At 69.5% G+C, this 25,272-nt stretch carries 27 protein-coding genes; 15 read left to right on the top strand and 12 right to left on the bottom strand.

All coding sequences use genetic code 11. The features are described from left to right. The first annotated feature begins 26 nt into the window (after positions 1-26). Genes aztB through DEJ09_RS09650 form a run of 4 tightly spaced genes read left to right on the top strand, consistent with a single transcriptional unit; the run spans position 27 to position 4,220 of the window. Complete coding sequence (aztB, locus tag DEJ09_RS09665; protein ID WP_111088321.1) at positions 27-920, top strand: zinc ABC transporter permease AztB; 894 nt, start codon at positions 27-29, stop codon at positions 918-920. Continuing rightward, positions 917-2,116 carry a YncE family protein gene (locus DEJ09_RS09660; protein ID WP_111088319.1) on the top strand — a complete coding sequence of 400 codons (1,200 nt, stop codon included), beginning with the start codon at positions 917-919 and terminating at the stop codon, positions 2,114-2,116. Before aztB ends, DEJ09_RS09660 begins: the two co-directional genes overlap by 4 nt. Beyond that, positions 2,113-3,015 (top strand): metal ABC transporter substrate-binding protein, encoded by a 903-nt coding sequence (locus tag DEJ09_RS09655; RefSeq protein ID WP_258373853.1) that lies wholly within the window; start codon positions 2,113-2,115, stop codon positions 3,013-3,015. The genes DEJ09_RS09660 and DEJ09_RS09655 overlap by 4 nt, the downstream gene beginning before the upstream one ends. Before the next feature lie 26 nt (positions 3,016-3,041). Further along, positions 3,042-4,220 carry a hypothetical protein gene (locus tag DEJ09_RS09650; RefSeq protein WP_111088417.1) on the top strand — a complete coding sequence of 393 codons (1,179 nt, stop codon included), beginning with the start codon at positions 3,042-3,044 and terminating at the stop codon, positions 4,218-4,220. Positions 4,221-4,361: 141 nt separating this feature from the next. Here the strand turns inward: DEJ09_RS09650 and DEJ09_RS09645 are convergent, their stop codons facing one another. The 4 genes from DEJ09_RS09645 to DEJ09_RS09630 all read right to left on the bottom strand — a co-directional run bounded on the left by DEJ09_RS09645 (position 4,362) and on the right by DEJ09_RS09630 (position 9,653). Beyond that, positions 4,362-5,699, bottom strand: a complete 1,338-nt coding sequence (locus DEJ09_RS09645; RefSeq protein WP_111054776.1) for an ABC transporter substrate-binding protein — start codon at positions 5,697-5,699, stop codon at positions 4,362-4,364. Positions 5,700-5,761: 62 nt separating this feature from the next. Beyond that, positions 5,762-6,712 (bottom strand): carbohydrate ABC transporter permease, encoded by a 951-nt coding sequence (locus DEJ09_RS09640; RefSeq protein WP_228516621.1) that lies wholly within the window; start codon positions 6,710-6,712, stop codon positions 5,762-5,764. Continuing rightward, complete coding sequence (locus DEJ09_RS09635) at positions 6,709-7,623, bottom strand: carbohydrate ABC transporter permease (RefSeq protein ID WP_027467229.1); 915 nt, start codon at positions 7,621-7,623, stop codon at positions 6,709-6,711. Before DEJ09_RS09635 ends, DEJ09_RS09640 begins: the two co-directional genes overlap by 4 nt. Next, positions 7,620-9,653: a beta-galactosidase gene (locus DEJ09_RS09630; protein ID WP_111088317.1), complete on the bottom strand. Its 2,034-nt coding sequence runs from the start codon at positions 9,651-9,653 to the stop codon at positions 7,620-7,622. The genes DEJ09_RS09635 and DEJ09_RS09630 overlap by 4 nt, the downstream gene beginning before the upstream one ends. Positions 9,654-9,869: 216 nt before the next feature. Here DEJ09_RS09630 and DEJ09_RS09625 point away from each other — a divergent pair, with 216 nt between their 5' ends. Then, the gene (locus DEJ09_RS09625) at positions 9,870-10,892 is read left to right on the top strand and encodes a LacI family DNA-binding transcriptional regulator (protein ID WP_071245173.1); all 1,023 of its coding nucleotides are present in this window, start codon (positions 9,870-9,872) and stop codon (positions 10,890-10,892) included. A gap of 85 nt (positions 10,893-10,977) precedes the next feature. Here the strand turns inward: DEJ09_RS09625 and DEJ09_RS09620 are convergent, their stop codons facing one another. Both DEJ09_RS09620 and DEJ09_RS09615 read right to left on the bottom strand, forming a co-directional pair. Next, on the bottom strand, positions 10,978-11,334 hold the full coding sequence (locus DEJ09_RS09620; protein ID WP_027467232.1) for a VOC family protein: 357 nt from the start codon (positions 11,332-11,334) through the stop codon (positions 10,978-10,980). A gap of 85 nt (positions 11,335-11,419) precedes the next feature. Beyond that, positions 11,420-12,034: a GNAT family N-acetyltransferase gene (locus DEJ09_RS09615; RefSeq protein WP_111088315.1), complete on the bottom strand. Its 615-nt coding sequence runs from the start codon at positions 12,032-12,034 to the stop codon at positions 11,420-11,422. An 88-nt stretch (positions 12,035-12,122) separates the two neighbouring features. On the opposite strand from DEJ09_RS09615, the gene DEJ09_RS09610 reads away from it, so the two are divergent. After that, positions 12,123-12,767, top strand: coding sequence for a TetR family transcriptional regulator (locus DEJ09_RS09610; RefSeq protein ID WP_181433322.1), 645 nt, complete (start codon positions 12,123-12,125; stop codon positions 12,765-12,767). A gap of 78 nt (positions 12,768-12,845) precedes the next feature. Next, positions 12,846-13,307 carry a DUF4383 domain-containing protein gene (locus DEJ09_RS09605; RefSeq protein ID WP_111088312.1) on the top strand — a complete coding sequence of 154 codons (462 nt, stop codon included), beginning with the start codon at positions 12,846-12,848 and terminating at the stop codon, positions 13,305-13,307. 61 nt (positions 13,308-13,368) lie between these two features. On the opposite strand, the gene DEJ09_RS09600 is transcribed toward DEJ09_RS09605, so the two are convergent. Further along, the gene (locus DEJ09_RS09600; protein WP_111088310.1) at positions 13,369-14,100 is read right to left on the bottom strand and encodes an OBAP family protein; all 732 of its coding nucleotides are present in this window, start codon (positions 14,098-14,100) and stop codon (positions 13,369-13,371) included. 89 nt (positions 14,101-14,189) lie between these two features. Here DEJ09_RS09600 and DEJ09_RS09595 point away from each other — a divergent pair, with 89 nt between their 5' ends. Then, positions 14,190-15,011 carry an aldo/keto reductase gene (locus DEJ09_RS09595; protein WP_111088308.1) on the top strand — a complete coding sequence of 274 codons (822 nt, stop codon included), beginning with the start codon at positions 14,190-14,192 and terminating at the stop codon, positions 15,009-15,011. Positions 15,012-15,431: 420 nt separating this feature from the next. On the opposite strand, the gene DEJ09_RS09590 is transcribed toward DEJ09_RS09595, so the two are convergent. Then, positions 15,432-15,749, bottom strand: a complete 318-nt coding sequence (locus DEJ09_RS09590) for a hypothetical protein (RefSeq protein ID WP_146245701.1) — start codon at positions 15,747-15,749, stop codon at positions 15,432-15,434. A 133-nt stretch (positions 15,750-15,882) separates the two neighbouring features. After that, entirely contained in the window at positions 15,883-16,305 is a 423-nt protein-coding gene (locus tag DEJ09_RS09585) for a hypothetical protein (protein WP_111088304.1), read from the bottom strand. A gap of 529 nt (positions 16,306-16,834) precedes the next feature. Here DEJ09_RS09585 and DEJ09_RS09580 point away from each other — a divergent pair. From DEJ09_RS09580 to DEJ09_RS18390, 3 genes are all read left to right on the top strand, one after another. Then, on the top strand, positions 16,835-17,380 hold the full coding sequence (locus DEJ09_RS09580; protein ID WP_111088302.1) for a cysteine hydrolase family protein: 546 nt from the start codon (positions 16,835-16,837) through the stop codon (positions 17,378-17,380). Between the two features lie 139 nt (positions 17,381-17,519). Beyond that, a complete protein-coding gene (locus tag DEJ09_RS09575; RefSeq protein ID WP_146245700.1) occupies positions 17,520-17,978 on the top strand; it encodes a hypothetical protein in 459 nt (152 codons plus the stop codon). A gap of 84 nt (positions 17,979-18,062) precedes the next feature. Continuing rightward, positions 18,063-18,194, top strand: coding sequence for a hypothetical protein (locus DEJ09_RS18390; RefSeq protein WP_258373851.1), 132 nt, complete (start codon positions 18,063-18,065; stop codon positions 18,192-18,194). A gap of 101 nt (positions 18,195-18,295) precedes the next feature. Here the strand turns inward: DEJ09_RS18390 and DEJ09_RS09570 are convergent, their stop codons facing one another. Both DEJ09_RS09570 and DEJ09_RS09565 read right to left on the bottom strand, forming a co-directional pair. Continuing rightward, the gene (locus DEJ09_RS09570) at positions 18,296-18,742 is read right to left on the bottom strand and encodes a hypothetical protein (protein WP_111088298.1); all 447 of its coding nucleotides are present in this window, start codon (positions 18,740-18,742) and stop codon (positions 18,296-18,298) included. A gap of 1,012 nt (positions 18,743-19,754) precedes the next feature. Beyond that, positions 19,755-20,126, bottom strand: a complete 372-nt coding sequence (locus tag DEJ09_RS09565; RefSeq protein WP_111088296.1) for a hypothetical protein — start codon at positions 20,124-20,126, stop codon at positions 19,755-19,757. 182 nt (positions 20,127-20,308) lie between these two features. On the opposite strand from DEJ09_RS09565, the gene msrA reads away from it, so the two are divergent. Both msrA and DEJ09_RS18385 read left to right on the top strand, forming a co-directional pair. Next, positions 20,309-20,830, top strand: a complete 522-nt coding sequence (gene msrA / locus DEJ09_RS09560) for a peptide-methionine (S)-S-oxide reductase MsrA (RefSeq protein WP_071245202.1) — start codon at positions 20,309-20,311, stop codon at positions 20,828-20,830. Between the two features lie 241 nt (positions 20,831-21,071). Continuing rightward, on the top strand, positions 21,072-21,977 hold the full coding sequence (locus tag DEJ09_RS18385; RefSeq protein WP_258373850.1) for an Ltp family lipoprotein: 906 nt from the start codon (positions 21,072-21,074) through the stop codon (positions 21,975-21,977). Between the two features lie 18 nt (positions 21,978-21,995). On the opposite strand, the gene DEJ09_RS09550 is transcribed toward DEJ09_RS18385, so the two are convergent. Then, positions 21,996-22,355, bottom strand: coding sequence for a UBP-type zinc finger domain-containing protein (locus DEJ09_RS09550; protein WP_071404761.1), 360 nt, complete (start codon positions 22,353-22,355; stop codon positions 21,996-21,998). A 177-nt stretch (positions 22,356-22,532) separates the two neighbouring features. Between DEJ09_RS09550 and ppk2 the strand changes: the two genes are divergently transcribed. Both ppk2 and DEJ09_RS09540 read left to right on the top strand, forming a co-directional pair. Further along, positions 22,533-23,441 carry a polyphosphate kinase 2 gene (gene ppk2, locus DEJ09_RS09545; protein WP_027467245.1) on the top strand — a complete coding sequence of 303 codons (909 nt, stop codon included), beginning with the start codon at positions 22,533-22,535 and terminating at the stop codon, positions 23,439-23,441. Positions 23,442-23,632: 191 nt separating this feature from the next. Next, positions 23,633-25,261, top strand: a complete 1,629-nt coding sequence (locus DEJ09_RS09540) for an APC family permease (protein WP_111088294.1) — start codon at positions 23,633-23,635, stop codon at positions 25,259-25,261. Positions 25,262-25,272: the final 11 nt, after the last annotated feature.

Below are 25,272 nucleotides of genomic sequence, written 5' to 3'. Positions count from 1 at the left end.
CTCGTTTTCATGTAGCGTCTCGGACCGTGACCTGGCTGACCGATCCGTTCTCCGTCGACTTCATGCTGCGCGCCCTGGTCGGCGGCTCCCTGGCGGCGGTCCTCTGCGCCGTGGTCGGCACCTGGGTGCTGGTCCGGGGCATGGCCTTCCTGGGCGAGGCGCTCTCGCACGGCATGCTGCCCGGCGTCGCGATCGCCACCCTGACCGGGATCCCGCCGGTGCTCGGTGCCGCGGTGAGCGCGGGCGTGATGGTGCTCGGCGTCGGGGCACTGCGTCGTCGTGCACGACTGTCGTACGACACCTCGATCGGCCTGCTCTTCGTCGGGATGCTCGCACTCGGCGTGATCATCGTGTCGTCCTCGCGGTCGTTCGCCACCGACGTCACCGCGATCCTGTTCGGCGACGTCCTCGCCGTCACCCGGGCCGACGTCGGCGGCCTCGCGATCGCCGCAGCCGTGGCCCTGGCCGTCGCCGTGGCGTTCCACCGGCCCTTCACCGCACTGGCGTTCGACACCCGCAAGGCCACGACGCTCGGCCTGCACCCACGACTGGCCGAGGTCGTGCTCATCGGGCTCGTCACCCTGGCGGTGGTCGCCTCGTACCGGGCCGTCGGCACCCTGCTCGTCGTGGGCCTGCTGCTCGCGCCGGCGGCCGCCGCCCGCGCCTGGACCCGGCACGTGGCCTCGACGATGCTCCTCGGTGCCGGCATCGGTGCCACCGCCGTGCTCGTCGGACTGCTCGTGTCCTGGCACGCCGGCACCGCCGCCGGCGCGAGCATCGCCGCGGTCGCCGTCGCCAGCGTCGTGGTCTCACGCGCCCTGGCCGCCGTCGTCCTGCGGCGCACCCCGATCCCCACACCGGCGCGCGCAGCAGCGCCGGCAGCACCACGATCCGCCGCACCATCTCGAGAGGGAGCATGAAGCACTCGACCACCAGCCGCGCCCCCGCGCGCCTCCTGTCCACCATCGGCCTCGCCACCGGCCTGGCCCTCACCGTCACCGCCTGTTCCACGGGCACCCCGTCGGCCGACGGCTCGACCGGCACCGCCCGTCCCCACGGTTACGTGGCGGGCGCGAGCGAGTCCCAGGAACCCCAGGTGCGCCTCCTGGCCGTGTCGGCGACCGGCGCGACCGCGCTGCACGACCTGCTCACCGAGGAGACCACCGAACTCGACGACGTGGACGCACCGGAGCACTCGGCGACCGACGGCCGGTTCCTCGTGACGAGCGACGCCGACCGCACGACGATCGTCGACGGCGGGTCCTGGACCGTCGACCACGGCGACCACACCCACTACTACGCCGCCGAGCCGCGGGTGGTGGGCACGATCGACGGCAGTGGCCGGGTCGAGGTGCACTCGTCCGAGACCATGACGACGATCACCTGGCCGGACCGCGCCGAGGCCGTCGTGCTCGACCGCGAGGCGCTGGGTCAGGGCGAGGTCGACGAGACCGCACGGATCGACGCGAGCGTCCTGCTGCCGATGGGCGAGCAGCTCGTTGCGGCCGACGGCGACACGGTCCGCGTGCTCGACGCGGACGGCGAGGCGACCGACCCCGCCGGCACCGCACAGACCTGCACCGACGCCGCCGGCGGGATCGTCACCCGCGCCGGTGCCGTCGTGGGCTGCGCCGACGGAGCGGTCGTGGTGGACGAAGCCGGCGAGCCCTCGTTCGTCGACCTGCCCGACGGCGCCGAGCGTCCGACCGCCTTCGCCGCACGCGCCGGCCGGCCCACCGTCGCCGGACTGGCCGGCACCACCGGGTTCTGGTTGCTCGACGTGCGCGAGGGCTCCTGGCGGCTCGTACCGACCGAACGACCCCTGCGCGCCGTGGTCGCGGTGGACGACGAGGACGAGCACGTCGTCGGCGTCGACGACACCGGCCGGGTGGTCGTCGTGACCGCCTCGACGGGGAAGGTGGCCACGACGAAGGCGCTCATCGACATCGGCGCAGACGGCCCCGCGCCGATGCTGCAGCTCGACGCCCAGCGTGCCTACGTGGCCGACCATTCGGACGGCACCGTGCACGAGATCGACTTCGCCGACGGCGCCCGGGTCGCCCGCACGATCGAGCTCCCCGTCGCCCCCGTCGCCTTCGCCGAGGTCGGACTGTGACGGGCACCAGGGCCCTGACCGCGGGCCTCGTCGCCGCGGCCGTCGCCCTCGTCGCCACGGGGTGCGCCACCGCCGACTCGGACCGGCCCCTCGTCGCGGTGACGACGAACATCCTCGGCGACGTCGTCAGCGAAGTCGTCGGGGACCAGGCCGACGTCATGGTCCTCATGCCCCCGGGTGCCGACCCCCACTCGTTCGAGGTCTCCGCGCAGGAAGCCGCACGACTGCGGAGCGCCGACCTGGTGGTCGAGAACGGGCTCGGACTCGAAGAAGGGGTCGCCCGTCACGTCGCGGCGGCGGCCGAGGACGGCGTGCTGGTCTCCACCGCCGGGGACGCGTTCGACCCGCTGGAGTGGACCACCGAGGACGACAGCGGCCCCGACCCGCACTTCTGGACCGACCCCGCCCGGATGGTCGACGTAGTCGAGGCCCTCGACCAGGACCTGCGCGACGCCGGCATCGAGCCGACCGGCACCGACGCCTACCTGGACGAGCTGCGCGACCTGGACGACACGATGACGACCGCGTTCCGGACCGTGCCCGAGGAACGCCGGGCGCTCGTCACGAACCACCACGTGTTCGGGTACCTGGCCGACCACTACGGGTTCCGGGTCGTCGGGGCGGTGATCCCGAGCGGGACCACGCTGGCCTCCCCGAGCGCCGCCGACCTGCGTGACCTGGCCGACGCCATCGACGAGGCGGGGGTCCGGACGATCTTCGCCGACGCCTCGCAGCCCGCGCGACTGGCCGAGGTACTCGCGGAAGAGGTCGACCTGCACGTCGAGATCCGACCGCTGGCGACGGAGTCCCTCACGGAGGACGGCGACGCCTCCACCTACCTCGGCATGATGCGCTCGAACACCGAGGCCCTCGTCGACGGCCTGTCGACTGGTAATTGAGAATGAGAATCAATACAGTGAGCGACATGACGAACACGAAGACGCTCCGGGCCGCGTGGCCCGCCGCCCTGCTCGGCGCGGCCGCCCTGGCCCTGACCGGGTGCGCCACGAACACCGACGCCGGGTCCGACACCACTGCGACCCCGAAGGCCGACGGGACCCGCATCACCCTGACCTACGACGGCGGCCTGCTCGTCCTCGACCAGGACCTGCAGGTGGTGGCCGACGACGCGATCGACGGCTTCACCCGGGTCAACCCGGCCGGTGACGGACGCCACGTGCTCGTCACCGTGCCCGAGGGCTTCCGGGTCCTCGACACCCAGGCCGAGCCGGCCCTGACCGAGGCGGTCTTCCCCGCCGACACCGGTGGCCACGCGGTCGTCCACGGCGACCGCACCGCCCTGTTCGCCGACGGCACCGGGGACGTGACGACGTTCGACCACACCGAGCTCGACGGCGCCGACCTGCCCGAGGTCGAGACGACGAAGTCCGAGGCCGCCCACCACGGCGTCGCGATCGAGCTCGAGGACGGCACGCTCCTGACGACGATCGGCACCGAGGAGAGCCGCTCCGGCGTGCGCGCCCTGGACGCCGACGGCACGGAGATCACCCGGTCCGAGGAGTGCCCCGACGTGCACGGCGAGGGTGCGGTCAAGGGTGAGGTCGCGGTGTTCGGCTGCACCGATGGCGCCCTGGTCTACCAGGACGGCGCGTTCGAGAAGATCGACGCCCCGACCGAGTACGGCCGCACCGGCAACCTGTTCACCGCCGAGGACTCGTCCGTCGCCGTCGGCGACTACAACGACGACCCCGACAGCGAGGGGTACCTGCTCGACCAGATCGCCCTGATCGACGCGGCCTCGGGCGAGTACACGGTCGCGGACATGCCCGACGGCGTCGGCTTCACGTTCCGCGACCTGGCCCGTGGCCCCGGCGACGAGGCCGTCGTGCTCGGCGACGACGGTGCCCTGCACACCTTCGACGAGACGACCGGCGAGCAGCTGGAGTCGTACCCGGTGATCGACGCGTGGGAGGGCCCGACCGAGTGGCAGGACGCCCACCCGGCCCTGAAGGTCGAGGGTGACGTCGCCTACGTCACCGACCCCGCTGAGCGGAAGGTCCACGCCGTCGACCTGACCACCGGGAAGGTCATCGCCTCGAGCGACGAGCTGCCGGGCGTGCCCAACGAGATCGCGGTCGCGTAGCGACGAGCAAGACGAGCGCGCTGCGAGCGCGCGGCGCGGTCCGGAACACGACCCGAGACGGACAGGAGGCCCGTGGCGATCCCGCCACGGGCCTCCTGTCCGTCGTCAACGCGTGGACCGCGCGACGTCAGCCGCCGTCCGTCAGCCCTTGACCGGGATCGACTGCGCCTTGAGCGCCGCGATGGTCTTGGACTGCCCGGACTCGAGCGCCTCACTCAGGGTGCCCGAGCCGGACGCCGCCTGCCCGAAGCCGTCGGACACGTCCGAGTAGGTCTGCGTCATCGTCGGACCCCAGGTGAAGGGCTGGATGTCCTTCGCCGCGGTGGCGAACTCCTCGTAGATCTTCTGGCCGCCGTAGAAGTCGAGCCCCTCGGTCAGGGCCGGCAGGTCGGCGCCGGTGGTCGAGGCCGGGTACAGGTTGGCCTCCTTGTTCAGTGCGGAGAGCGCCTCGGTCGAGGTGTTCAGCCAGACCAGGAACTTCGACGCCTCGGCCGGGTGCTTGCTGCCCGCGAAGACGACGTTCGACGAACCGCCCCAGGCGGCCGACTTGGTCTCGCCGGACTTCCACTGCGGCATCGGGGCGACGGCCCACTTGCCCGAGGTCGACGGCGCACCGCTGGAGATGGTGTTCGCACCCCAGACCGCGGAGACCCAGGTCCAGTCCTTGCCGCTGTCGTAGGCGTTGTTCCACTGGTCGGTGAAGCTCGGCAGGGTGTTGACGAGCTTCTTGTCGATCAGGTCCTGCCAGTAGTCGGCGACCTTCTTCGACGCGGCGTCGTCCAGGTTGACCTTCCAGTCCTGGCCCGAGTTCTCGAACCACTGGCCACCGGCCTGCGAGACGAGCCCGGCGAACTGGTTGACGTCACCCTTGGCGAAGTTGGTGATGTTGCCGCCGAGCTTCTTGATCTTGACGGCGTCCTCGGCGTACTCCTCCCACGTCTTCGGGGCGTCGAGGCCGGCCTTCTCGAACAGGTCCTTGCGGTAGTACAGCGCCATCGGACCGGAGTCCTGCGGCACGGCGTAGACCGACTTCCCTTCGCCGAAGGTGACCTGGTTCCACAGGCCGTCGGAGAAGTCCTTCTTCGCGTCGCTGATGCCGGCGCACGCGCCGATGTCCTCGAGGCCGCCCTGCACGCGGAACGCCGGCAGGGTGTCGTACTCGACCTGGCCGATGTCCGGCGCCTGCTTGGCCTTCAGCTGGTTGAAGAAGTTCTGGTAGGTGCCGCTGTTGCCGTTCGCGACGATCGAGACCTTGACCTGGATGTCCGGGTTGGCCTTGTTCCAGATCGCGACGACCTTGTCCATGTTCGGCACCCAGGTCGTGAAGTCGAGGGTGACCTTGCCGTCCGAGGGCTTGCAGCTCGCGGCCGCGGTGTCGGATCCACCGCCGCTGCTGCTGCCACCGGTGCTGCAGCCGGCGAGGGCCACGGTGGCGGCCACGGCGATCGCGGCGACGCTGAGGAACTTCGTTGTCTTCATGCTGTTTCCGTTCGGATGTGGTGTGGGGAGAGCTGGTGCGGGAAGGGGTGCGGGTCGAGGGGCTACTTCAGGCCGCCGGAGCCGAGGCCGGAGCGCCAGAAGCGCTGCAGGCTCAGGAAGGCGATGAGCAGCGGGATGATCGAGACGAACGACCCGATGAGCACGAGGGTGCGCAGGTCCGGGTACTGGTTCACGCTCGAGTTCCACGTGTAGAGGCCGAGGGTGACGGGGAACAGCGACGAGTCGCGGAGCATCACGAGCGGCAGGAAGAAGTTGTTCCACACGGCGACGAACTGGAACAGGAAGATCGTCACGAGCGCGGGCGACATGAGCCGGACGGCCACGGTGAAGAACGTGCGGACCTCGCCGGAACCGTCGATGCGGGCCGCCTCGATGATCTCGTCCGGCACGCTCGACGCCGCGAACAACCGCGACAGGTAGACGCCGAACGGGCTGACGATGCTCGGCAGGAACACCGACCAGAACGTGTCGGTCAGGTCGACCTGGCTGAAGATGAGGAACAGCGGCAGGGCCAGGGCGGTCGCCGGCACGAGCACGCCGCCGAGGAACACGTTGAACAGGACCTCGCGGCCGCGGAACCGGTACTTGGCCAGGGCGTACCCGCACATCGCGGAGAGCACGGTGCCGAGCAGGCCGGCCACCCCGGCGTAGGCGATGCTGTTCAGCAGCCAGCGCAGGTAGATGCCGTCCTGCCGCGTGAACAGCTCGACGAGGTTGCCGAAGAAGTCCTGCACCGAGGTGGCGCTGAACCACAGCGAGAACGTCGAGTTGAAGTTCGCAGCGGTCTTGGTGGACGAGACCAGCAGCCAGAAGATCGGCAGCAGGAAGTAGAGGGTGAAGACCCCCATCACGATCATCGCGGCGCTGCGCGAGATGACGCTCTCACGGGGACCGCGCGCTCCGCGCTGGTGCGGACGGGAGGCCCGGTTCGGTTCGAGCGGTCGGCCGACGTCGCGGACGAGGTCACCTTGGGACGGGGCGTTGACGGTCATTCGGCGGCCTTCCGCTGGGTCAGTCGGAGGAACCCGATCGACAGGACGAACGTGGCGACGGCGAGGACGACCGAGAACGCCGCGGCGAGGTTGAAGTTCGGCACCGAGGACGTCGAGTAGACGAGCATGTTCGGCGTGAACGTCGACGAGATGGTCGAGGTGAACTGGCGGAACACGGTCGGCTCGGTCAGCAGCTGCAGGGTGCCGATGACGGAGAACACCGCGGTGAGGACGATGGCCGGCACCACGAGCGGGATCTTGATCGACAGGGCGATCCGGAGCTGGGACGCACCGTCGAGCTTCGCCGCCTCGTACACCTCGGCGGGGATCGCGAGGAGCGACGAGTAGATGATGAGCATGTTGTAGCCGACGTAGACCCAGGTCACGACGTTGGCCACGGCCCACAGCACGGTGCTGCCGCCGAGCAGGTCGACCCGCGAGGTCACCGCGGAGAACGGCGACAGGTCGGGGGCGTAGAGGTAGCCCCACATGATCGCGGCGATGACGCCGGGCACCGCGTACGGCGCGAAGAACGCCAGGCGGAAGAACCGCTTGCCGCGCAGCAGCGGGGAGTCGAGCAGCAGGGCGAACAGGAGCGCGAGCCCGAGCATCACCGGCACCTGCACGACACCGAACAGCAGCACGCGGAGCACGGAGCTCCAGAACTCGCCGTCCTGGAACACCAGGGCGTACTGGCTCAGGCCGCCGAAGACCTGCGTCGGGGCGCCGAACGTGCCCTGCCGCTCGATCTTCTGCAGCGACTCCCACACGGCGTAGAGGATGGGGACCAGGTAGAACGCCGTGAACAGGACGGCGAACGGCAGGACGAAGATCGCGATCGCGCGGCGGTAGCGGAACCCGCCGCCCCGGCGTCGTCGGGTCGCGCTGGGCGACTGTGCGGTGGTGGTCATGAGCGGTTCCTGTCGGTGCGGATGATCTGGGTCCCGCCGGGGGCGATGGCGGTGGTGCCGGTGACGGGGCGGTCGGCGACGAGCTCGTGGCCGGCCTCGTGGTGCTCGACGGTGCGGTCGGAGTGGTTCAGCAGGAAGACCCACTCGTGGGTGTCGTCCCGGCGACGCACGACCTCGAGTCCGGGGCGGACGGCGGGGTCGGCGCGCACCCCGGCCTCGTCGAGGACGCGGTGGACGAACCCGCCCAGCGCACCGGCGTCGAGCACCGTGGACGTGTACCAGGCGGTCCCGGCGCCGTGCTCGTTGCGGGTGACGGCAGGGCGGCCGGCGAGCGAGCCCTCGGCGTAGTCGACGACGCTCGTCGCACCGCGCAGCTCGACCGGCTCCGACCAGACGCTGCCGGTCGTGCCGTCGGACAGTGCGATCGTGGCGTCGGCGGCGAGCGGGAGGAACTCGTCCACCCGCACGCCGAGCAGGTCGCGGAAGGCGCCGGGGTAGCCGCCGGTGCGGACCCGGTCGCGCTCGTCGACGATGCCGCTGAAGCAGCTGACGATCGCGTGCCCGCCGCCGGCGACGTGGTCGGCGATGACGGCAGCGTGCTCGTCGCGGACCAGGTACAGCTCGGGGACGACGACGAGCGCGTACCCGTCGAGCGGTGCCCCGGGGGCGACGACGTCGACGGTCACGCCGAGGTCCCAGAGCGCGGCGTGGAAGGCGTGGACCTGCTCCAGGTAGCGGAGCGCGGTGCTGGGGTGGGCCTCCAGGTCGGCCGCCCACTGGTTCTCCCAGCTGAACACGAGCGCGACGTCGGCGACCACACGGGAGCCGCGCAGCTCACCGAGCCGCTCGACCAGGGCACCGAGCGCGACCACGTCGTGCCACGTCCCCGACTCGGTTCCGGCGTGCGGCAGCAGCGCGGAGTGGAACTTCTCGCTGCCCTGCACGGACGCGCGCCATTGGAAGAAGCAGACCCCGTCGGCACCGCGGGCGATGTGCGCCGCGGTGTTCCGGAGCATCTCCCCCGGGGCCTTCGCGACGTTGTGCGGCTGCCAGTTGACGGCACCCGTCGAGTGCTCCATGAGCAGCCAGGGGGCGCCGCCGGCCAGGCCACGCGTGGTGTCGGCGGCGAAGGCGAGCTCGACGTGCGGCCGGGGCAGGCGGTGGTCCAGGTAGTGGTCGTTCGCGATGACGTCCATGTCGCCGGCCCACGACCAGTAGTCGAGCGCCGTGATGTGCGCGGCGACCATGAAGTTCGTCGTGACGGGCTTGTCGCTCAGCTCGCGCAGGACGGCGGCCTCGGCACGGTGGTGGCCGAGGAGTTCGTCGGACGAGAACCGGTCGAAGTCGATGGTCTGCGCCGGGTTCGTGAACGACAGCGTCGCGCGGGGCGGCAGCACCTGCTCCCACGCCGAGTAGCGCTGGCTCCAGAACGAGGTGCCCCACGCGGCGTTGAGTGCGTCGACCGTGCCGTACCGGGCCTGCAGCCAACCGCGGAAGGCCTGGGCGGAGACGTCGCAGTAGCAGTGCGCGTTGTGGCAGCCGAGCTCGTTCGACACGTGCCAGAGCCGCACGGCGGGGTGGTCGCCGTAGCGCTCGGCGGTGGCGCGGACCAGGGCGAGGGCGTGCTCCCGGTAGATCGGCGAGCTCGGGCAGAACGCCTGGCGGCCACCGGGCCAGCGGGTGGTGCCGTCGGCGACGACGGGCAGGACCTCGGGGTACCGGGTGGTGAGCCACGGCGGTGTCGAGGCGGTGCCGGTGCCCAGGTCGACCCCGATGCCCGCGCCGTGCAGCAGCTCGATGACGGTGTCGAGCGCGGCGAAGTCGTACTCGCCCTGCCGCGGTTCGACGTGCGACCAGCCGAAGACGTTGATCGCGACGAGGTTCACGCCGGCCTCGCGCATGAGCCGGACGTCCTCGACCCACACCTCGGGGTCCCACTGCTCGGGGTTGTAGTCGCACCCGAACGCGAGGCCCGTCGAGCCGAGGCCGAGCGCGCCGGTGGCGGTCGTCGGCAGGGTGGTGGTCGTCACGGGGATCCTCGCTGATCGGGGCGACCCCGGCCGCCTCGGTCGCGTGCGACCCCTTCGACGGCGAAGGCCACCCAGTGTTCTGGGAGCGCTCCCAGTGCGCGCCGGCCGATCGGGGCCGGATGTTTCTGGGAGCGCTCCCAGAGCGAACACCAGCGGCTGCACCCTGTCAACTGCGAGGCGTTCCGAGGGCTCCTCAGTGGCGGATATGGTTGCCCCATGTCCGAGGTCCGATCCGCTCGTCAGCGCGCCACGATCCAGGACGTCGCCGACGAAGCGGGGATGTCGCGCGGCACCGTCTCACGGGTGCTCAACGACGAGCCGTACGTGTCCCCGAAGGCGCGCGAGGCCGTGCAGGACGCCGTCCGACGCGTCGGCTACGTGCGCAGCGCCGCCGCCCGCAGCCTGGTCACCCGGCGTTCCGGGGCGATCGCGCTCATCGTCCACGAACCCTCGGTCGTGGTGCTCGACGACCCCAACATCGGCAACATCCTGATCGGCACGAACGCCGTGCTGTCCGATGCCGACCAGCAGCTCGTCACGATCATGGTCGACTCCGCCCGCGACAGCGAGCGCGTGGTCGAGTACCTGCGCGGTGGGTTCGTCGACGGCGCCATCGTGCTGTCCGCCCGCGACGGCGACCCGATCACCGGCGCGATCGAGGAGATCGGCATGCCCGCGTGCTTCGTCGGGCACCCGTCCGACGCCGCGAACATCTCGTACATCGGCATCGACAACCGCGCCGCCGCCGAGCAGATCACCCGACGGCTGGTCGACACCGGTCGACGCCGGATCGGGATGCTGGCGTCGGGGCTCGACCGCGACTCCGGGCAGGACCGCCTGGCGGGGTTCACCGCGGCACTCGGCGAGCGCTTCGACCCCGACCTCGTCGCCAGGAACCCCCTGTTCAGCTACACCGCCGGCGCCGAGGGCATGCGCGAGCTGCTCGAGCGAGCCCCGGACATCGACGGGGTGTTCGCCGCGTCGGACGCGGTCGCCGCCGGTGCGATGGACGTCCTGCAGCGCAGCGGCCGGAGCGTGCCGGGCGACGTCGGCGTGGTCGGGTTCGACGACAGCGCCTGGGCACTGCGGTGCGACCCGCAGCTGTCGACGGTGCGGCAGCCGGCGCGCCTGCTCGGCGAGCAGGCGGCGCACCAGGTCCTCGAGCAGATCGGGGGCACCGACGACGGCCCGCGCGGTCTGCTGTTGCCGACGGAGGTCGTCTGGCGCGGGTCCGCGTAGCCGGCCGCAGAACGGACGGGAGGCCCGTGGCGGCGTCGCCACGGGCCTCCCGTCCGTCCGTGGGTGCGTCCTGCACCCGGCCGGGTCAGCCCTGCGGCGGCGAGTAGAGCTGCAGGTCGTTGCCCTCGCTGTCCTTGAAGGGGATGATCTTGCCCCACGGGTGCTCGCTGATCTCGCCCTGGATGTCCGCGCCGCGCTCCTTGAGCGCGGCGACCTCGTCCTCGATGCTGCCGTCCGGCTGGAACGACACGACGGCGCCGCCGTCGCTCGCCTGGCTGGCGGACTCGCGCCCGTTCAGGCCGATCATCAGGCCACCGGCGTCGATCTCGCTCCAGTCGTCGGACTGGTCCTTGACGGTGAGACCGAGCGTGTCGCGGTAGAACGCGACGGCGCGCTCCATGTCGCTGACCGGGACCCAGACTGCTGCGACTCCACTTGCCATGGTGTTTCCTCTCGTCGTGGTGTGCCGTGGACGGTAGGCAGGGCTCGTGCACGCCGGTACAGGGTCGGTGTCCCCCGGCGTCGGGTCAGCCGGCCGCCGGACGCCACATGCTGATCGGGGTCGCCGCGCGGAACCCCGCGATCGGCGCGCCGTCCGCGAACCCGTGCCGTCGGTACAGCCGGCGGTTCACCGGGGTGGAGGACTCCAGGTACGCGCCGTCCGCGGTCCGGTCAGCGCGCTCGAGTGCGTGGCCGAGCAGCAGTCCGCCGATGCCCCGACCACGTGCTGACGCCGACACCCCGATCTCGGCGAGGTACCAGTGCGGGGTGATCGGTCGGGCGCGCTCCATGCGGCGCAGGTGGGCCACCGCGCGGAGCGCTCCGCCGATCCCCAGGGTCCGGAGGAACGCCGGCACCTGCCGCACGAAGGCGCGGACGCCACCGGGCTGCCGACCGGGTGCCTGCCAGAAGGCGGCGCCGACCACGCGGTCACCGATCGTGGCGACGTCCACCCGCCGCGCGGGCATCGGCACCGACCGGATGAGCGCGGCGAACAGCCCGGTCAGCACGGCGGAGCGGTCCTCACCGGATCGCGGCGGCCGGAACTCGGCGAGGACCGGATCGGCGGCGAAGGCCTCGGCGAGGACGGCCGCGGCCGCCTCGAGCTCGGCGGGTCCTGCTGCTCGGACGACGGTCTCCATGCTGACTCCTCGGGTGCTCGATGATTTGGCCACGTGGCCGACTTCATCTTCACGGCCGGTCCTGCACGCGCCCCGTACGCTTCCTGTGATGACCGAGGACCAGCAGTCGCGCGGGTACCGCAGCCGACAGGACCGCCGTGCGGAACTGCTCGACGCCGCGGCCCTGGTCGTGCGGGACGACGGCCTGCGCGGCCTCACCACCCGGGCCGTCGCCGCCCGAGCCGGCGTCGCCCACGGTGTCGTGCACTACGCCTTCGGGGCCCGGCGCAACCTGGTCGTCGCGCTGCTCGAACGGCAGGCGCGTGCGGTCCTGCCGCCGGTGCTCGCGGCCGCCGACGAGCACGACGACCTCGCCGCCGCGCTCGAGGCGGGGATCTCGGCCTACCTCGACCTGGTGCGGCGCGAACCCGAGCGGTTCCGGGTACTCGAGGCCCTCAGCGCGACGGCCCTCGCCCCGGACGGCGACGGGGACCTGCTCGACGCCGAACGACGGCTCTGGCGCGACGGTGTGGTCGCCGGGATCGAGCGCTGGACCGCACGGCACCGGGCGACGCCGTCCGAGCCGGTGCCCGTCGTCGCCGACGCCGTGATCACCCTGGTGGACGGGCTCGCCCGCGCCGCGTGGAGCGATCCGGACGGCACCGCGACCGCCCGATCGAGGGCGTTGCTGGTGCGCGGATTGACCACCGCGGTGACCACCGTCGAGACCGCCGCCGTGACCGCCGAGCACTGACCTGCAAACCGACCGGGGAAGCGCTCCGAATGTCATGTGTGCCGCACACTGCGGCGCGTACAGAAAAGAGGGCTGATCATGACCAGCAGCGCAGCAACCGCACGCACCGCCTCCGGTTCGACGTGGACCCAGCGGGGCGCGTTCGTCTTCGGTGTCGTCTTCCTGATCGTCGGCATCGCCGGGTTCATCCCCGGACTCACCATGGACATGGGCTCGATGTCCATGGCCGGCCACGGCTCCATGGCCCTGCTCCTGGGCCTGTTCCAGGTGTCCGTCCTGCACAACATCGTGCACCTGCTCTTCGGCATCGTCGGGCTGCTCGCCGCCCGCCGTGCAGCCTCCGCACGCCTGTACCTCGTCGCCGGCGGCATCGTCTACGCGGTGCTCTTCGTCTACGGGCTCTTCACCGCGGGCATGGCCGGTGGCGCGAACTTCGTGCCGCTGAACAGCGCGGACAACGTGCTGCACGCCTTCCTGGCCGTCGCGATGATCGTGCTCGGCTTCGTCCTGCCGCGGATCGGCACGCGCACCGCGCGCTGAACCGCACCACATGACGGACGGGAGGCCCGTGGCGACACCGCCACGGGCCTCCCGTCCGTCGTCAGGGGCGTCCGTCGTCCGCGTCGACGACACCCGGGGTCGGGGTCGTGCCCGTGAAGGCGTCGCGCATCGTGCCGACACCGCGCTGCGGGTGGGCGCGGTCCAGGTACTTCGCCCGCGCCTCCTTGCGCGGTTCCGGATCGGTGCGCATCGCCTGGTTCCGGTCCTGCTGCAGCGCACTGTCCACCTCGCCCTCGCGGTTGAACGACCACATCAGCATCGGGTCGCCGATCGGCAGGTCGTGTGCGGGCTGCGAGCCCATCGGGGTGCTGTGCCAGGTGTGCCAGGTCTTGCCGTACGAGTTCACCAGGTGCCCCATCAGCTCGGTCTCCACCGCGATCGGCAGGCCCGGAGCGACGAGTTCGCCGGAGAACACCTCGTGGTTGTGCGGGTGCCACGACGCCTGCTCGTCCTCGGGCAGGGAGTCGAAGAGCCGCTCGGACACGATGTACTCGATGCCGATCAGGTTCGCGTCGGCGGTGTTGCCGTCGAAGAGCACGCACTGCAGCATCTCGGCGTTCACCACCTTGCAGAAGTGGTGCGCCTCCATCTGCACGTCGGGCTCGCCCTTCACGCAGTGGAAGCCGACCACGTAGACGTCGAAGCCCCGCAGCGGCGCCGAGGTCTGCAACACGGCGGCGCCGCGGTCGAGCAGGGCGAGCTCGAAGCCGCCGGGCTCTCCGGGCGGGGTGACACCGGTCTTCCGGTCGTGCACGGTGGGGTTCAGGGGCATGGGGGCGTCCTTCCATCCGTTCGAGGTGGGCGCCATGCAACCCGGCAGCCCCTCGGAACGCTGTGCGGTTGCGGCGTACTGTCCGCTGCATGCCCGCACTCATCGACACGTTCACCCTGTCCAACGGTCTGCACATCCCGAAGATCGGCTTCGGCACCTGGCAGATCCCGTCCGGCTCCGACGCGTACGACGCCACGAAGACCGCCCTCGACCTCGGCTACCGCCACATCGACACCGCCCTGGCGTACGGCAACGAGGCGAGCGTCGGCGAGGCCGTCCGCGACAGCGGCATCCCCCGCGACGAACTCTTCATCACCACGAAGCTGCCGGCCGAGATCAAGACGGCCTCGGGCGCCCGCGACGCCTTCGAGGAGTCGAGCCGCAACCTCGACCTCGGACACGTCGACCTGTACCTGATCCACGCGCCGTGGCCCTGGAGTGACATGGGCTCCGACCACCGCGACGGCAACGTCGAGGTCTGGAAGGTCTTCGAGGAGCTCTACGACGCCGGCCGCACCAAGAGCATCGGCGTCTCGAACTTCGCCGTCACCGACCTCGAGGACCTGCTCGGCCGCACGGACGTCGTCCCGCACGCCAACCAGATCCGCTGGTTCATCGGCAACACCCAGGACGAGACGACCGCCTTCGACCGCGAGCACGACATCCTGACCGAGGGGTACTCCCCGCTCGCCACCGGTGGCCTGCTCGAGAACGAGCAGATCGCCGAGATCGCGGCGAAGTACGACAAGACCGTCGCCCAGGTCGCCATCCGCTACCTGCTCGAGAAGGACGTCCTGCCCCTGCCGAAGTCCACGACCCCGTCACGCATCGCCGAGAACGCCGACGTCGACTTCGTGCTCGCCGCCGAGGACGTGGCCGCGCTCGACGCGCTCGAGGACACCGCGAGCTGACGCGACCCCACCCCAGGCTGGAGGCGCGGTGCCAGCTGGCACCGCGCCTCCGGTCGGTACACGGCCGAGTCACGGGCGAGGCTCCGCCACCGTGCGGACGCACCGTGATCTCGGCTACGGAGTTCCGGTCCTCGCGCTCGAGGTCGTCGTCGGGGGCGTTCACGACCGTCACGGCAATGCCGGTGGCGAGAAGGATGTCGGCGCGGGTTCCCTGGCCTTCGTCGTCCGGGGTGGCTTGGAGCGTTTGGCGCCCCTTCACGAGGCATCTTTGCGGGACAGGTGTACGGGAACACCCCCGGTCAGGCGGCAGTAGGCGACGGAAGGCGTCGAAGGTGACAATTGGGGTGTAGCGGTGAACCACCGTCTATCGAGACGGTTCGGATCTGCCCTACGGGAGCGGATTGAAGACGCGAAGCTCGTCTACTCCATCAGAGACTGCACTGCGTTCCACAGGTCCATCTGTGTGCCGCCGGCGAAGAACGCACCCGCTTTCTTGAAGCGATAGCTGTAGGAACCGGGCCACCCCGTATCGATACGCCGTACATGGCCAAGAACGCGGCCGTCGTCTCGGCGCGTGACTTCCCAGTCTGAGGGCAGTCCCGCCGGCGGACCTTCGCAGGTGACGATGTAACGGTTCCCTGAGTCAGTTTCCACCTCGAACTGCTTCTGATGGTCAAGATCAGCATCGCGATCTTGGGCCTGCCCATCGATCGTCACGGTCGCGATATTCGCCTGCATGATCCTCATCCTCCCTGAAGTCCGTGGGTCGAGGCCGTGGCTGAGGGGCTCTTCCTGAGCCGTTGACCGGTAGCCGATCGGCTACCGGTCACGTTCGGGACTTGCGCCTTGCCGTCGAGATGGTGGATCGAGTTCAGCCTGATACGCGCTTCGCTGGCACCGGGAGCCATCTCCGGTAGGCGGCATCGACGCGTTGCTTCACTCGTGCATCGGGCGAGTTGTCGGTGATCGTGGAGGCACCCACGGCAACCGGGATCGTAACGCGACGTTCACGGCCTTGCTTGCCCACCACGACGACAGCCCCCTCCTCGACACGGAGCACGCTCATCCGTGGAAACCGTCGGACAGACACCAAGCCGACGAGGACGAGCTCGTTCGGAGCGAAAACGACCTTAAGAGCGAAGAGCCGCCACCAGAACAAGAGCAGGACCGCCGGCAAAGTCAACATCCAGGGGCCAGCAGACAACGCGAGTAGGGCGGCCCCAACGATCAGGAACGACAGCAGCCCAGACAGCAGGTACTTCGTGGCTCGGGAGAACTGCACCACCTCGGTCACTTCTTCCGCCGCTGCGAGACGACCGCGTACACGGTGGCTGCGATGAAGAGAGGGCCGGCAATCGCCGGCACCCAGGGGCGAACTCCAGCACCCATCGTCATCCCTCCCGCACGTCATGTCGGCGATACCGACTTACGACCAACCTAGCGATTGGGGTCGCGCGGAACGGTTGGGGATGCTGCCCGTAAGTCGATAGTTCAGCGGCGAGCGATCCGGATGATCCGGATGAAGTAGTACGTGAGCAGGAACATCAGGGCGCCCAGCGCGACAAGTAGGTAGCCGATGGCGTCTCCGGATCGAGCTTGCGCGATGCCCAAGATGACTGCTGTCGCCCCAACGAGCGGCGCACACACTGCAAGGACTCGAACGAGCGCCAAACCTTTCAGAGCGGGTGCTTTCACTTTGGGCATGACTTAAGCATGCCGCAGATCGTGTCCCGGCCGGACGGCTACCGATCGCCGCCTCGGTCGCTCTTGGTTGTTCCGATAGGGGATCGGTCACCGGACGCGTCAGCTGAGACGATGGGGGTGTGCCCGATACGACTGCGCTTCTCGTGATCGACCTTCAGCGTGGCGTCGTGCAGGGCTGCTTCGACGCCGGCGGCGTTCTCGGTCGCACCGCGCAGCTCGTCGAGCGCGCGCGATCGGCAGGCGTGCCTGTGGTGTGGGTGCAGGACCACGGCAGCTTCGCGGAGGGAACCAATGAGTGGGCACTCGCGGCACCGCTCGAAAGAGGGGTGAACGAGCCGCTCGTCCGGAAGGAGTACCGCGACTCCTTCGCAGACACCGACCTCGCCGACGTCCTGGGCTCCTTGGGCGTGCATCACCTCGTCGTTGCCGGTGCCCAGAGCGACTACTGCATCCGGACGACCACGCAAACAGCGGCCGCGCGTGGGTTCGACGTCACGCTGGTGTCCGACGCGCACACGACGACGGACGTCGAGTACGACGGCGTCCTGATCACTGGCGAGCAGATCGTCGCACACACGAACATGTTCTTCGACAGCTTGCGATACCCGGGCCACAGGTACGCCGCTGAGCGACACGACCAGGTGGAGCTTCAGCCCGACCGGTGAGCGATCGTCCAGCGGACACTCGACCATGACGTCGTCCGTGTTCATGGGGTCAGTACGGCCCCCGCTTCACAGTTCGCCGTGCCTCGACCATGACGGAACAGAATCTCAACTATCCTTCGTGCGACCCGGAGGACCAGAAATGAACGACGCGTTGCCGCCGCATCCGAACCTCAGCGGACCCGACAAGCCGAAGCCGACGCTCGGGTGTGGCGCGATCGCTGGCATCGGTTGCGGAGGAATCGTGCTCCTCGCAGTACTCTTCGGCGTACTTTCGACGATCGGCAGCGGTAGTGACGATGACGCCAGCACCGGAGCTGACGACAGCGCCTCGAAATACACGCAGACGTGGGGCAAGCAGTACTCCGACACCACCTGCTCCGACTGGAACGGTGAGATGACCGGGCGGCAGCAGTTCGCCGCGGCCGCAGACATCCTCACCTCAGCGCGCAACAAGATCGATGACGGCACCGGGCTGCCGTCCGATGCACTGATCCGCGAGTTCGAGGGCGGCATCACCAACGTATGCGTCGAACCCACGATGACTTTGACCGACGCAACCTACGGCCTTTACGCGACCGAGCCGCGCTTCCACCCGTGAAGAACGCTCAGCGAGCCCGCATGTGGCCACAGCGAGTACAGAGCTCGGAACCGCAGGACTCACCACTGAGACGAGGAGCAGAGCGTGGGACGACCGAAGGACGACTGGACCGAGCAGCTGATGGACGAGGAGATGGACTCCCTGGGTGAGGGAGCGCGGCGCGAAATGCTGGACTACGGAGACAGTGACGACGATCCCACGCCCGAAGGCTCTTGATCGCGTTCCCCAGCTAGAGAAGCGCGCTTGTCGCGCGCTCAGAGGGCAGTCGACGGCGCCCGGAGCGGTCGTCTGCTGGCCACCGGATGCATCGCATTGACTTAGCCGACCAGTGCGGGCACAGGCCAGATGGTCGGAATCAGGTTCGCGACGAGACCAAGAACAAGGCCGAGGATGACCCAGAAGGCGTCGACTCTAGCGATTTGAACGGCGGAGGCGAGAGCGACCAGATTCGACCGACCGTTGGTCAAGATCAGGATGTTCAGCTCGCCATAGGTTTTGTTCGAAAGCCCCGCAGCGGAGAGCCGCTCTGCGTACTCGGCGGCTAGGCGTGCATCCCCGGCCTCTTGCTCTTGGGAGCCGTGATTGAGCTCGCGTAGACGTTTCTGTTCTGCCTCGTGCCATTCGAGAACGCTCACAGCCGAGGCCCTCAGTCGCCGGGCCTCGTCGAACTGGCCTTTGGCCCGCTTGTAGATCCCGCGGACACCGACCAGGGGAACGATGAAGGCAGCAACGTGCAGCGTCAGGACGGTCCATGCGAGCCACATGTGGTGAGCGTAGCGATACCGCTGACAACAGTTGGCCGACCAGTGCTGGCCATCAACTCGATCAGGGTGTCCCTCCCATGTTCAACTGTCTCGGCGTCAAGCTTTTGGTTCATCATTCTTCGGGAAGAGAGTTTCCCGGGGTGGCCTCGGGCGACGCGGCGGCTGGGTCCGGTCGAGGTAGCGGGTACCTGCCCTGATGACGATGATCGTCGCCCAGATATTTAGGACGGCTAAGACGAGCGCGACGATGATGAAGAACGGGCTCGGGCCAGTTGAGTACATGTCGCGATCCAATGAAGAGGCGCATCCACCTCGCGTCCGTTAGCCGGTGGGCTACCGAACGCCGCCTCGGTCACTCGTGGCCGTTCCGTTAGGGGATCCGCTACCGGGCGGGATCTAGCAGGGCCCGGGGGTGGCGGTTGGCGAGGGCTCTGGTTGGGCACCGTTCGCCGATCGCCGTCGTGCAGGGTGGCCGCTAGAGGACTACGGCCAGGACGACCCATCCGACGATCGCTGATGCCACTACCAGCAAGAGCGGGGAGACCGACACTGGTCGTCCTTCAGGTGGTCGTCGCCGTTCTTGCACGACGACGAAAATGACGCTGGCTATGAGAACCCCAAGTACGACTGCCCATACCGCCCACCAGGCACCCCCACGTCCCAGTGCGAAGGCAAGCCAGCCGCCCTGGGCCGGAAGTAGGAGGGCTCCGCCAACTCGGTCGGCCACCTCACGTCGTCGCCGGCCACGGTTCCGCCGCGCGCCGGGCTCGCGATCACGGACCATCCGCTCAATCTAGCGAGCGAGGGGGCTATGACCCGATTCTGTCAACCGCCGTGGTTTCAGAGCTTCCAGCGCGTCCGGTCGACGATCAGCTATCGGGCACCGAGACCAGCGCTCCTGTGTCCGTCGACGACGCCATCCACCTCGCAGTCGGCCCTGGCTCGAAATCGATCTGGAGTGAACGGCATCAGGTCCTCCGGAGCGTGTGGCGGCGAGTTCGCTTGACGACGGTCACCTGATCGACAGATTGATCGCGACGACACCGAGCACGAAGGTCAGGACGATGACCACGAGGCCGATCGCCGGCGTCACTACTCGTCGCCGCACCGTGGGAGCACCGGATGCTCCGATGACCCATGTCGTGATCGTGACGATGAGTGCGACCAGCGGTACGAGGAACTGCGCGGTCTCCCCGACGGCGTACGAACACCGCATCGTCTCGTCGGAGCCACACGGGGTGTACTGCAGCTGCGCGGCGAGCATCCCCGGCAGCGAGCCGATCGCCACGAACACCTCGAGGAAGACGAGGAAACAGAACGCGAGTCCGAGCAGCCACCAACCACGTGGACGGCGCTGGACTTCGTCGATGGATGACCGCTTCATGTGAGCCCGACCGTACCGCAGGGGTGACACGGAGCACGGACTCGTAGGGTCGAGTCGTACCGACCGCACACCCGGGTGGGTCCGTGCCCCACAGCGGACCTGACGACGGGAACAGATCGTCCCTGTTGCCGGTTGCACCACACGGTGTCGCAGCCAGTGACACGAGAGCCCAGGAGGCCACCATGACCACCACCGAGACCGCCATCCTCGCCGGCGGATGCTTCTGGGGAGCGCAGCAGCTCCTCCGTCGTCGTCCCGGCATCGTCAGCACCCGCGTCGGCTACTCCGGCGGCGACGTGCCGAACGCGACGTACCGCAACCACGGCGACCACGCCGAGTCGGTCGAGATCGTCTTCGACCCGTCCCAGATCTCGTACCGGGACCTGCTGGAGTTCTTCTTCCAGATCCACGACCCGTCGACGAAGGACCGCCAGGGCAACGACATCGGTCGCAGCTACCGTTCGGCCATCTTCTACACCTCGGACGAGCAGAAGCAGGTCGCGCTCGACACCATCGCGGACGTCGACGCCTCGGGCATCTGGCCCGGCAAGGTCGTCACCGAGGTCACCGCGGCCGGCCCGTTCTGGGAGGCCGAGGACGAGCACCAGGACTACCTCGAGAAGAACCCGCATGGCTACACCTGCCACTTCGTGCGTCCGGGCTGGAAGCTCCCGCACCGCGACGAGGCGACCGCGGCCGTCTGACCTGACGAACGATCGAGAGGCACGGAGCCAGCTGGCTCCGTGCCTCTTCCTTTTGCCGTGTCCGCCGAACGCGAGCGGCGAAAGCGGCGTGGTCCCCCAGTTCTGGGTGGTCGCCGAACCACATCGCTGCGGGTTCGCGCAAGGTTCAAAGCTGACTCGATCTCTGCGGTGCAACGGAGTCCGGACCGGTTGTAACGTTTGCTCGCCTTTGCTGATCCTCAGAACGTCCGGAGAACCCGACATGCCCGAGACCACCCCCACCGAGCAGCCTCCTGCCTACGTTCCCGCGGCCCCCGAGCCGCGTCCGGCACGAGGCCGCCTCGGCACCGCAGCGGTCGTCCTCGGGATCCTCGGCATCCTCTTCGCCGTGATCCCGCCGACCAACACGTTCGGCATCTTCCTCGGCGTCGTCGCGGTGGTGCTCGGCATCATCGGCATCCGTCGCAAGGGGCGCCGTGCCGTCGCGGGGACCGTCCTCGGCGCTGTCGCAGTGATCCTCGGCAGCATGCTCGCGGGCGTCTACAGCGGCTCCTCCGACGACTCTGCTGCCCCTGACGCTCCCGCCGCCACCGAGGTCGCCGCTGCCAGCCCGGCCGCTGCGACCGAGGAGTCGAAGAAGGCGGCGAAGCCGAAGACCCCCGAGAAGGCCGCCGCAGAGAAGCCTGCCGAGGCATCCGGCACCGTCGGACAGCTCCAGGCAGCTGCCGCTGCGAAGAGCTACCTCGACTCCGGCATGGGCTTCTCCGCCGCCAGCCTGCTCCAGCAGCTGACCTCGAGCGCGGGCAACGGGTTCGCCCAGGCGGACGCACAGTGGGCCATCGACCACTCCGGTGCCGACTGGAACGCGCAGGCACTCGCCGCAGCCAAGGGGTACCTCGACTCGGGCATGGGGTTCTCCGAGGCCAGCCTGAACGGCCAGCTGACGTCGAGCGCCGGCAACCAGTTCACCCCCGAGCAGGCGCAGGACGCCGTCGCGAAGGCCGGGGCCGACTGGAACGCACAGGCGGTCACCGCCGCGGAGGGCTACATGTCCTCGGGCATGGGCTTCTCGCGCGCGAGCCTCATCGCGCAACTCACGTCGTCCGCAGGGAACCAGTTCACGCAGCCGCAGGCCGAGTACGCGGCGACGCAGGTCGGGCTGAACTGACCTGACGACCGCCGCGGATCAGCGCGATCCGCCGAGCAGTTCCAACCAGTCCCCGGGAAGGCGATCCGCCGGCCCGGGGACTGCCTGCGTCACGGGGTGGCTGGTGGGGGCTGCGAGCTCGAGCCCCTCGGAGCGGGTGTCGTCGCGGTAGTCCCAGGCCCAGGTCTCGCCGGGCTCGTAGCTCTGGATGACCGCGTGCCCGGTCTCCTCCCAGTGCCGCGTCGCGTGCGTGTTGAGGGAGTCGTCGCAGCAGCCGACGTGGCCGCACGCCGCGCAGCGGCGCAGGTGCACCCACCACGAACCGGTCGCGTCGCACTCGACGCACCCGTCTCCGCTCGGTGCGATCTCGGGGTGGATCATCTCGGCCTGGTCCGTCATGGCCCCATCATGCCTGTGAAGGGCCACATGCGGTCGGGAGGCACGGGGCGGGCCCGCACCGCGCCTCCCGGCCGTCATCGGGTCGCGTCCAGGGCGAGGCGTGGGGCGGTCGTGCGGGTGGCCGGGCCAGGATGGCCCTGGGGCCGACAGCCGATCGGCTCGCAGAGGGAGGACACCGTGGACACAGCGCCGTACTCGCAGCCGTTGCGGGAGTACATCGAACAGCTGCGGACCGAGGGGTACAGCGTCGCGGACGGTCAGACGGCCGACCCGGAGCTGATCGACCCGCACGGCAACCCGGTGCTCACCTGGCAGGACGACTACCCGTACTCGGAGCGCCTGCCGCGGGACGAGTACGAGTACCAGAAGTACCTGCTGCAGATCGAGCTGCTGAAGTGCCAGTACTGGCTCGAGGACACCGGCCAGAAGGTCGTGGTGCTCTTCGAGGGTCGTGACGCCGCGGGCAAGGGCGGCACGATCAAGCGGTTCACGGAGCACCTCAACCCCCGGACCTCGCGGGTCGTCGCGCTGAGCAAGCCGACCGAGCGCGAGCGTGGTGAGTGGTACTTCCAGCGGTACGTGCAGCACCTGCCGGCCGCGGGTGAGATGGTCCTGTTCGACCGCTCCTGGTACAACCGTGCCGGCGTCGAACGGGTGATGGGCTTCTGCAGCGACGACGAGTACGAGTCGTTCATGACCCAGGTGCCGCAGTTCGAGCGGATGCTCGTCGACTCCGGCATCCACCTGACGAAGTTCTGGTTCTCGGTGACCCGGCGCGAGCAGCGGACCCGGTTCGCGATGCGCCAGCTCGACCCGGTGCGACGGTGGAAGCTGTCCGACATCGACCTGCTGTCGCTCGACCGGTGGGAGGACTACACCGAGGCGAAGACGGCGATGTTCACCCGGACGAGCAAGCGCTACGCGCCGTGGACGATCGTGCGGTCGAACGACAAGAAGCGCGCCCGGCTCAACGCGATGCGGTACTTCCTGACGCAGTTCGACTACCCGGACAAGGCCGCCGACGTCATCGGCAAGCCGGACCCGCTCATCGTGCGCCGCGGCAAGCGGGACGTGGACGTCGAGTGATTGCCCCGCTCACCCGTGATCCCTCGCCGGTGATCCCCCGCCGCTGATCCGCCCGCCGACTCGGAACGTTTACACGCCGGGGCCTGCCGTCACGCACTCGAAACAGACGGGCAACGGCGCCGACACAGGGCCGCAAGACACTTGTCGCACTACCTGTCACCCGACAGGTACTCCGCGAAAGGTCTGCAGTCATGCGTTCTCCGCAAGCACCGCTCCACGCACCGCGCGCCACGTCCGACGTCGACACCCAGGGGCTCGCCCGCCTCGGCTACGAGCAGGAACTCCACCGCGGGGTCGGCTCGTTCTCCTCCTTCGCGGCGGGCTTCTCCTTCGTCTCGATCCTCACCACGGTCTTCCAGCTGTTCGGACTCGGCTTCGGGCTCGGCGGTGCTGCGTTCTTCTGGGCGTGGCCGCTCGTCTTCGGTGGCCAGCTGCTCGTCGCGCTGAACTTCGCGCAGCTCGCGGCCCGCTGGCCCATCTCCGGCGCGATCTTCCAGTGGTCGAGCCGCCTGGCCGGAGCCCGGTTCGGGTGGTTCACCGGCTGGACGATGATCATCGGCCAGATCCTCACCGTCGCGGTGGCGGCCATCGCCGTGCAGGCCGTGCTCCCCGCGATCTGGGACGGGTTCCAGGTCGTCGGCGGTCCGGGCGCGGACCCGTCCGTCGCGTCGCCGACCGGTGCCGCGAACGCGGTGGTCCTCGGGCTGGTGATGCTCGCCGTGACGACGATCGTGAACATCACGAGCGTCCGGCTGATGGCCCGCGTGACGAGCTTCGGCGTGCTCATCGAGATCATCGGCGTGATCGTGCTCATCGGCGCCCTGTTCCTCCTGCCGCACCGCAGCGCCTCCGTGGTGTTCACGACCGCCGGTTCGACGAGCACCGAGCCCTACGTGTGGGCGTTCCTCGCGTCCTCGCTGATGGCCGCGTACGTGATGGTCGGCTTCGACTCGGCCGGTGAGCTCGCGGAGGAGACCCACAACCCGCGCCGGACCACCCCGAAGACGATCGTCCGGGCGCTCACGGTCTCCGGCCTCGGCGGCGGGCTGCTCATCATCGGTGCCCTCGTCGCCGCCCCGAGCCTGACCGACGGCAAGCTCGCCACGCAGGGCCTCGCCTGGGTGATCACCTCGACCCTCGGCGACGTGTTCGGTCGCCTCCTGCTCTGCACCGTCGCCGTCGCGGTCTTCGCCTGCACCCTCGCCGTGCAGACCGCCGGAGCCCGGATGGTCTACTCGATGGCCCGCGAGAAGGCGCTGCCCTTCCACCGCACCCTCGCCCGGGTCTCGCCCCGCACCGGCACCCCGATCGCCGCGTCGATCGTCGTCGGGGTCGGCGCCGGGCTGGCCCTCGCCGTCAACATCGGGCAGTCCGCGATCTTCACCGCCCTGTCGAGCCTGTGCATCGCGATGCTCTACCTGGCGTACCTCGGCGTCACCGGGCCGCTGCTGGTCCAGCGGATCAAGCTCCGTCGTACCGGGCTGCCGACCGGGGTGGACGAGGACGGCAAGCCGCTGTTCACCCTCGGTCGCTGGGGCATCCCGCTCAACGCCCTGGCCGTGGCGTTCCAGATCGGCATGGCGATCAACCTCATCTGGCCCCGGCCGGAGATCTACGACCTGACCGGCACCTCGTGGTGGCTGCAGTACAGCGCCCTGCTCTTCATCGGCGGCGTGCTGCTCGTCGGCTGGGCGTGGTCGAGCTGGCGGCACCGCACACACGGGCCGATCACCCTGGCCGAGGTCCCCACCACCGCGGCGGTGCCCGTCCCCGCAGCCGCGACTGCGGCGAGCCCGACCGCCGCCTCCGTCGAAGCCTGATCCGGAAGGAA

This window comes from Curtobacterium sp. MCLR17_055, assembly GCF_003234305.1.
Lineage (GTDB): Bacteria > Actinomycetota > Actinomycetes > Actinomycetales > Microbacteriaceae > Curtobacterium > Curtobacterium flaccumfaciens.
The sequence above is the reverse complement of the archived record's forward strand: the minus strand, read 5'-3'. Positions and strand labels throughout refer to the sequence as shown.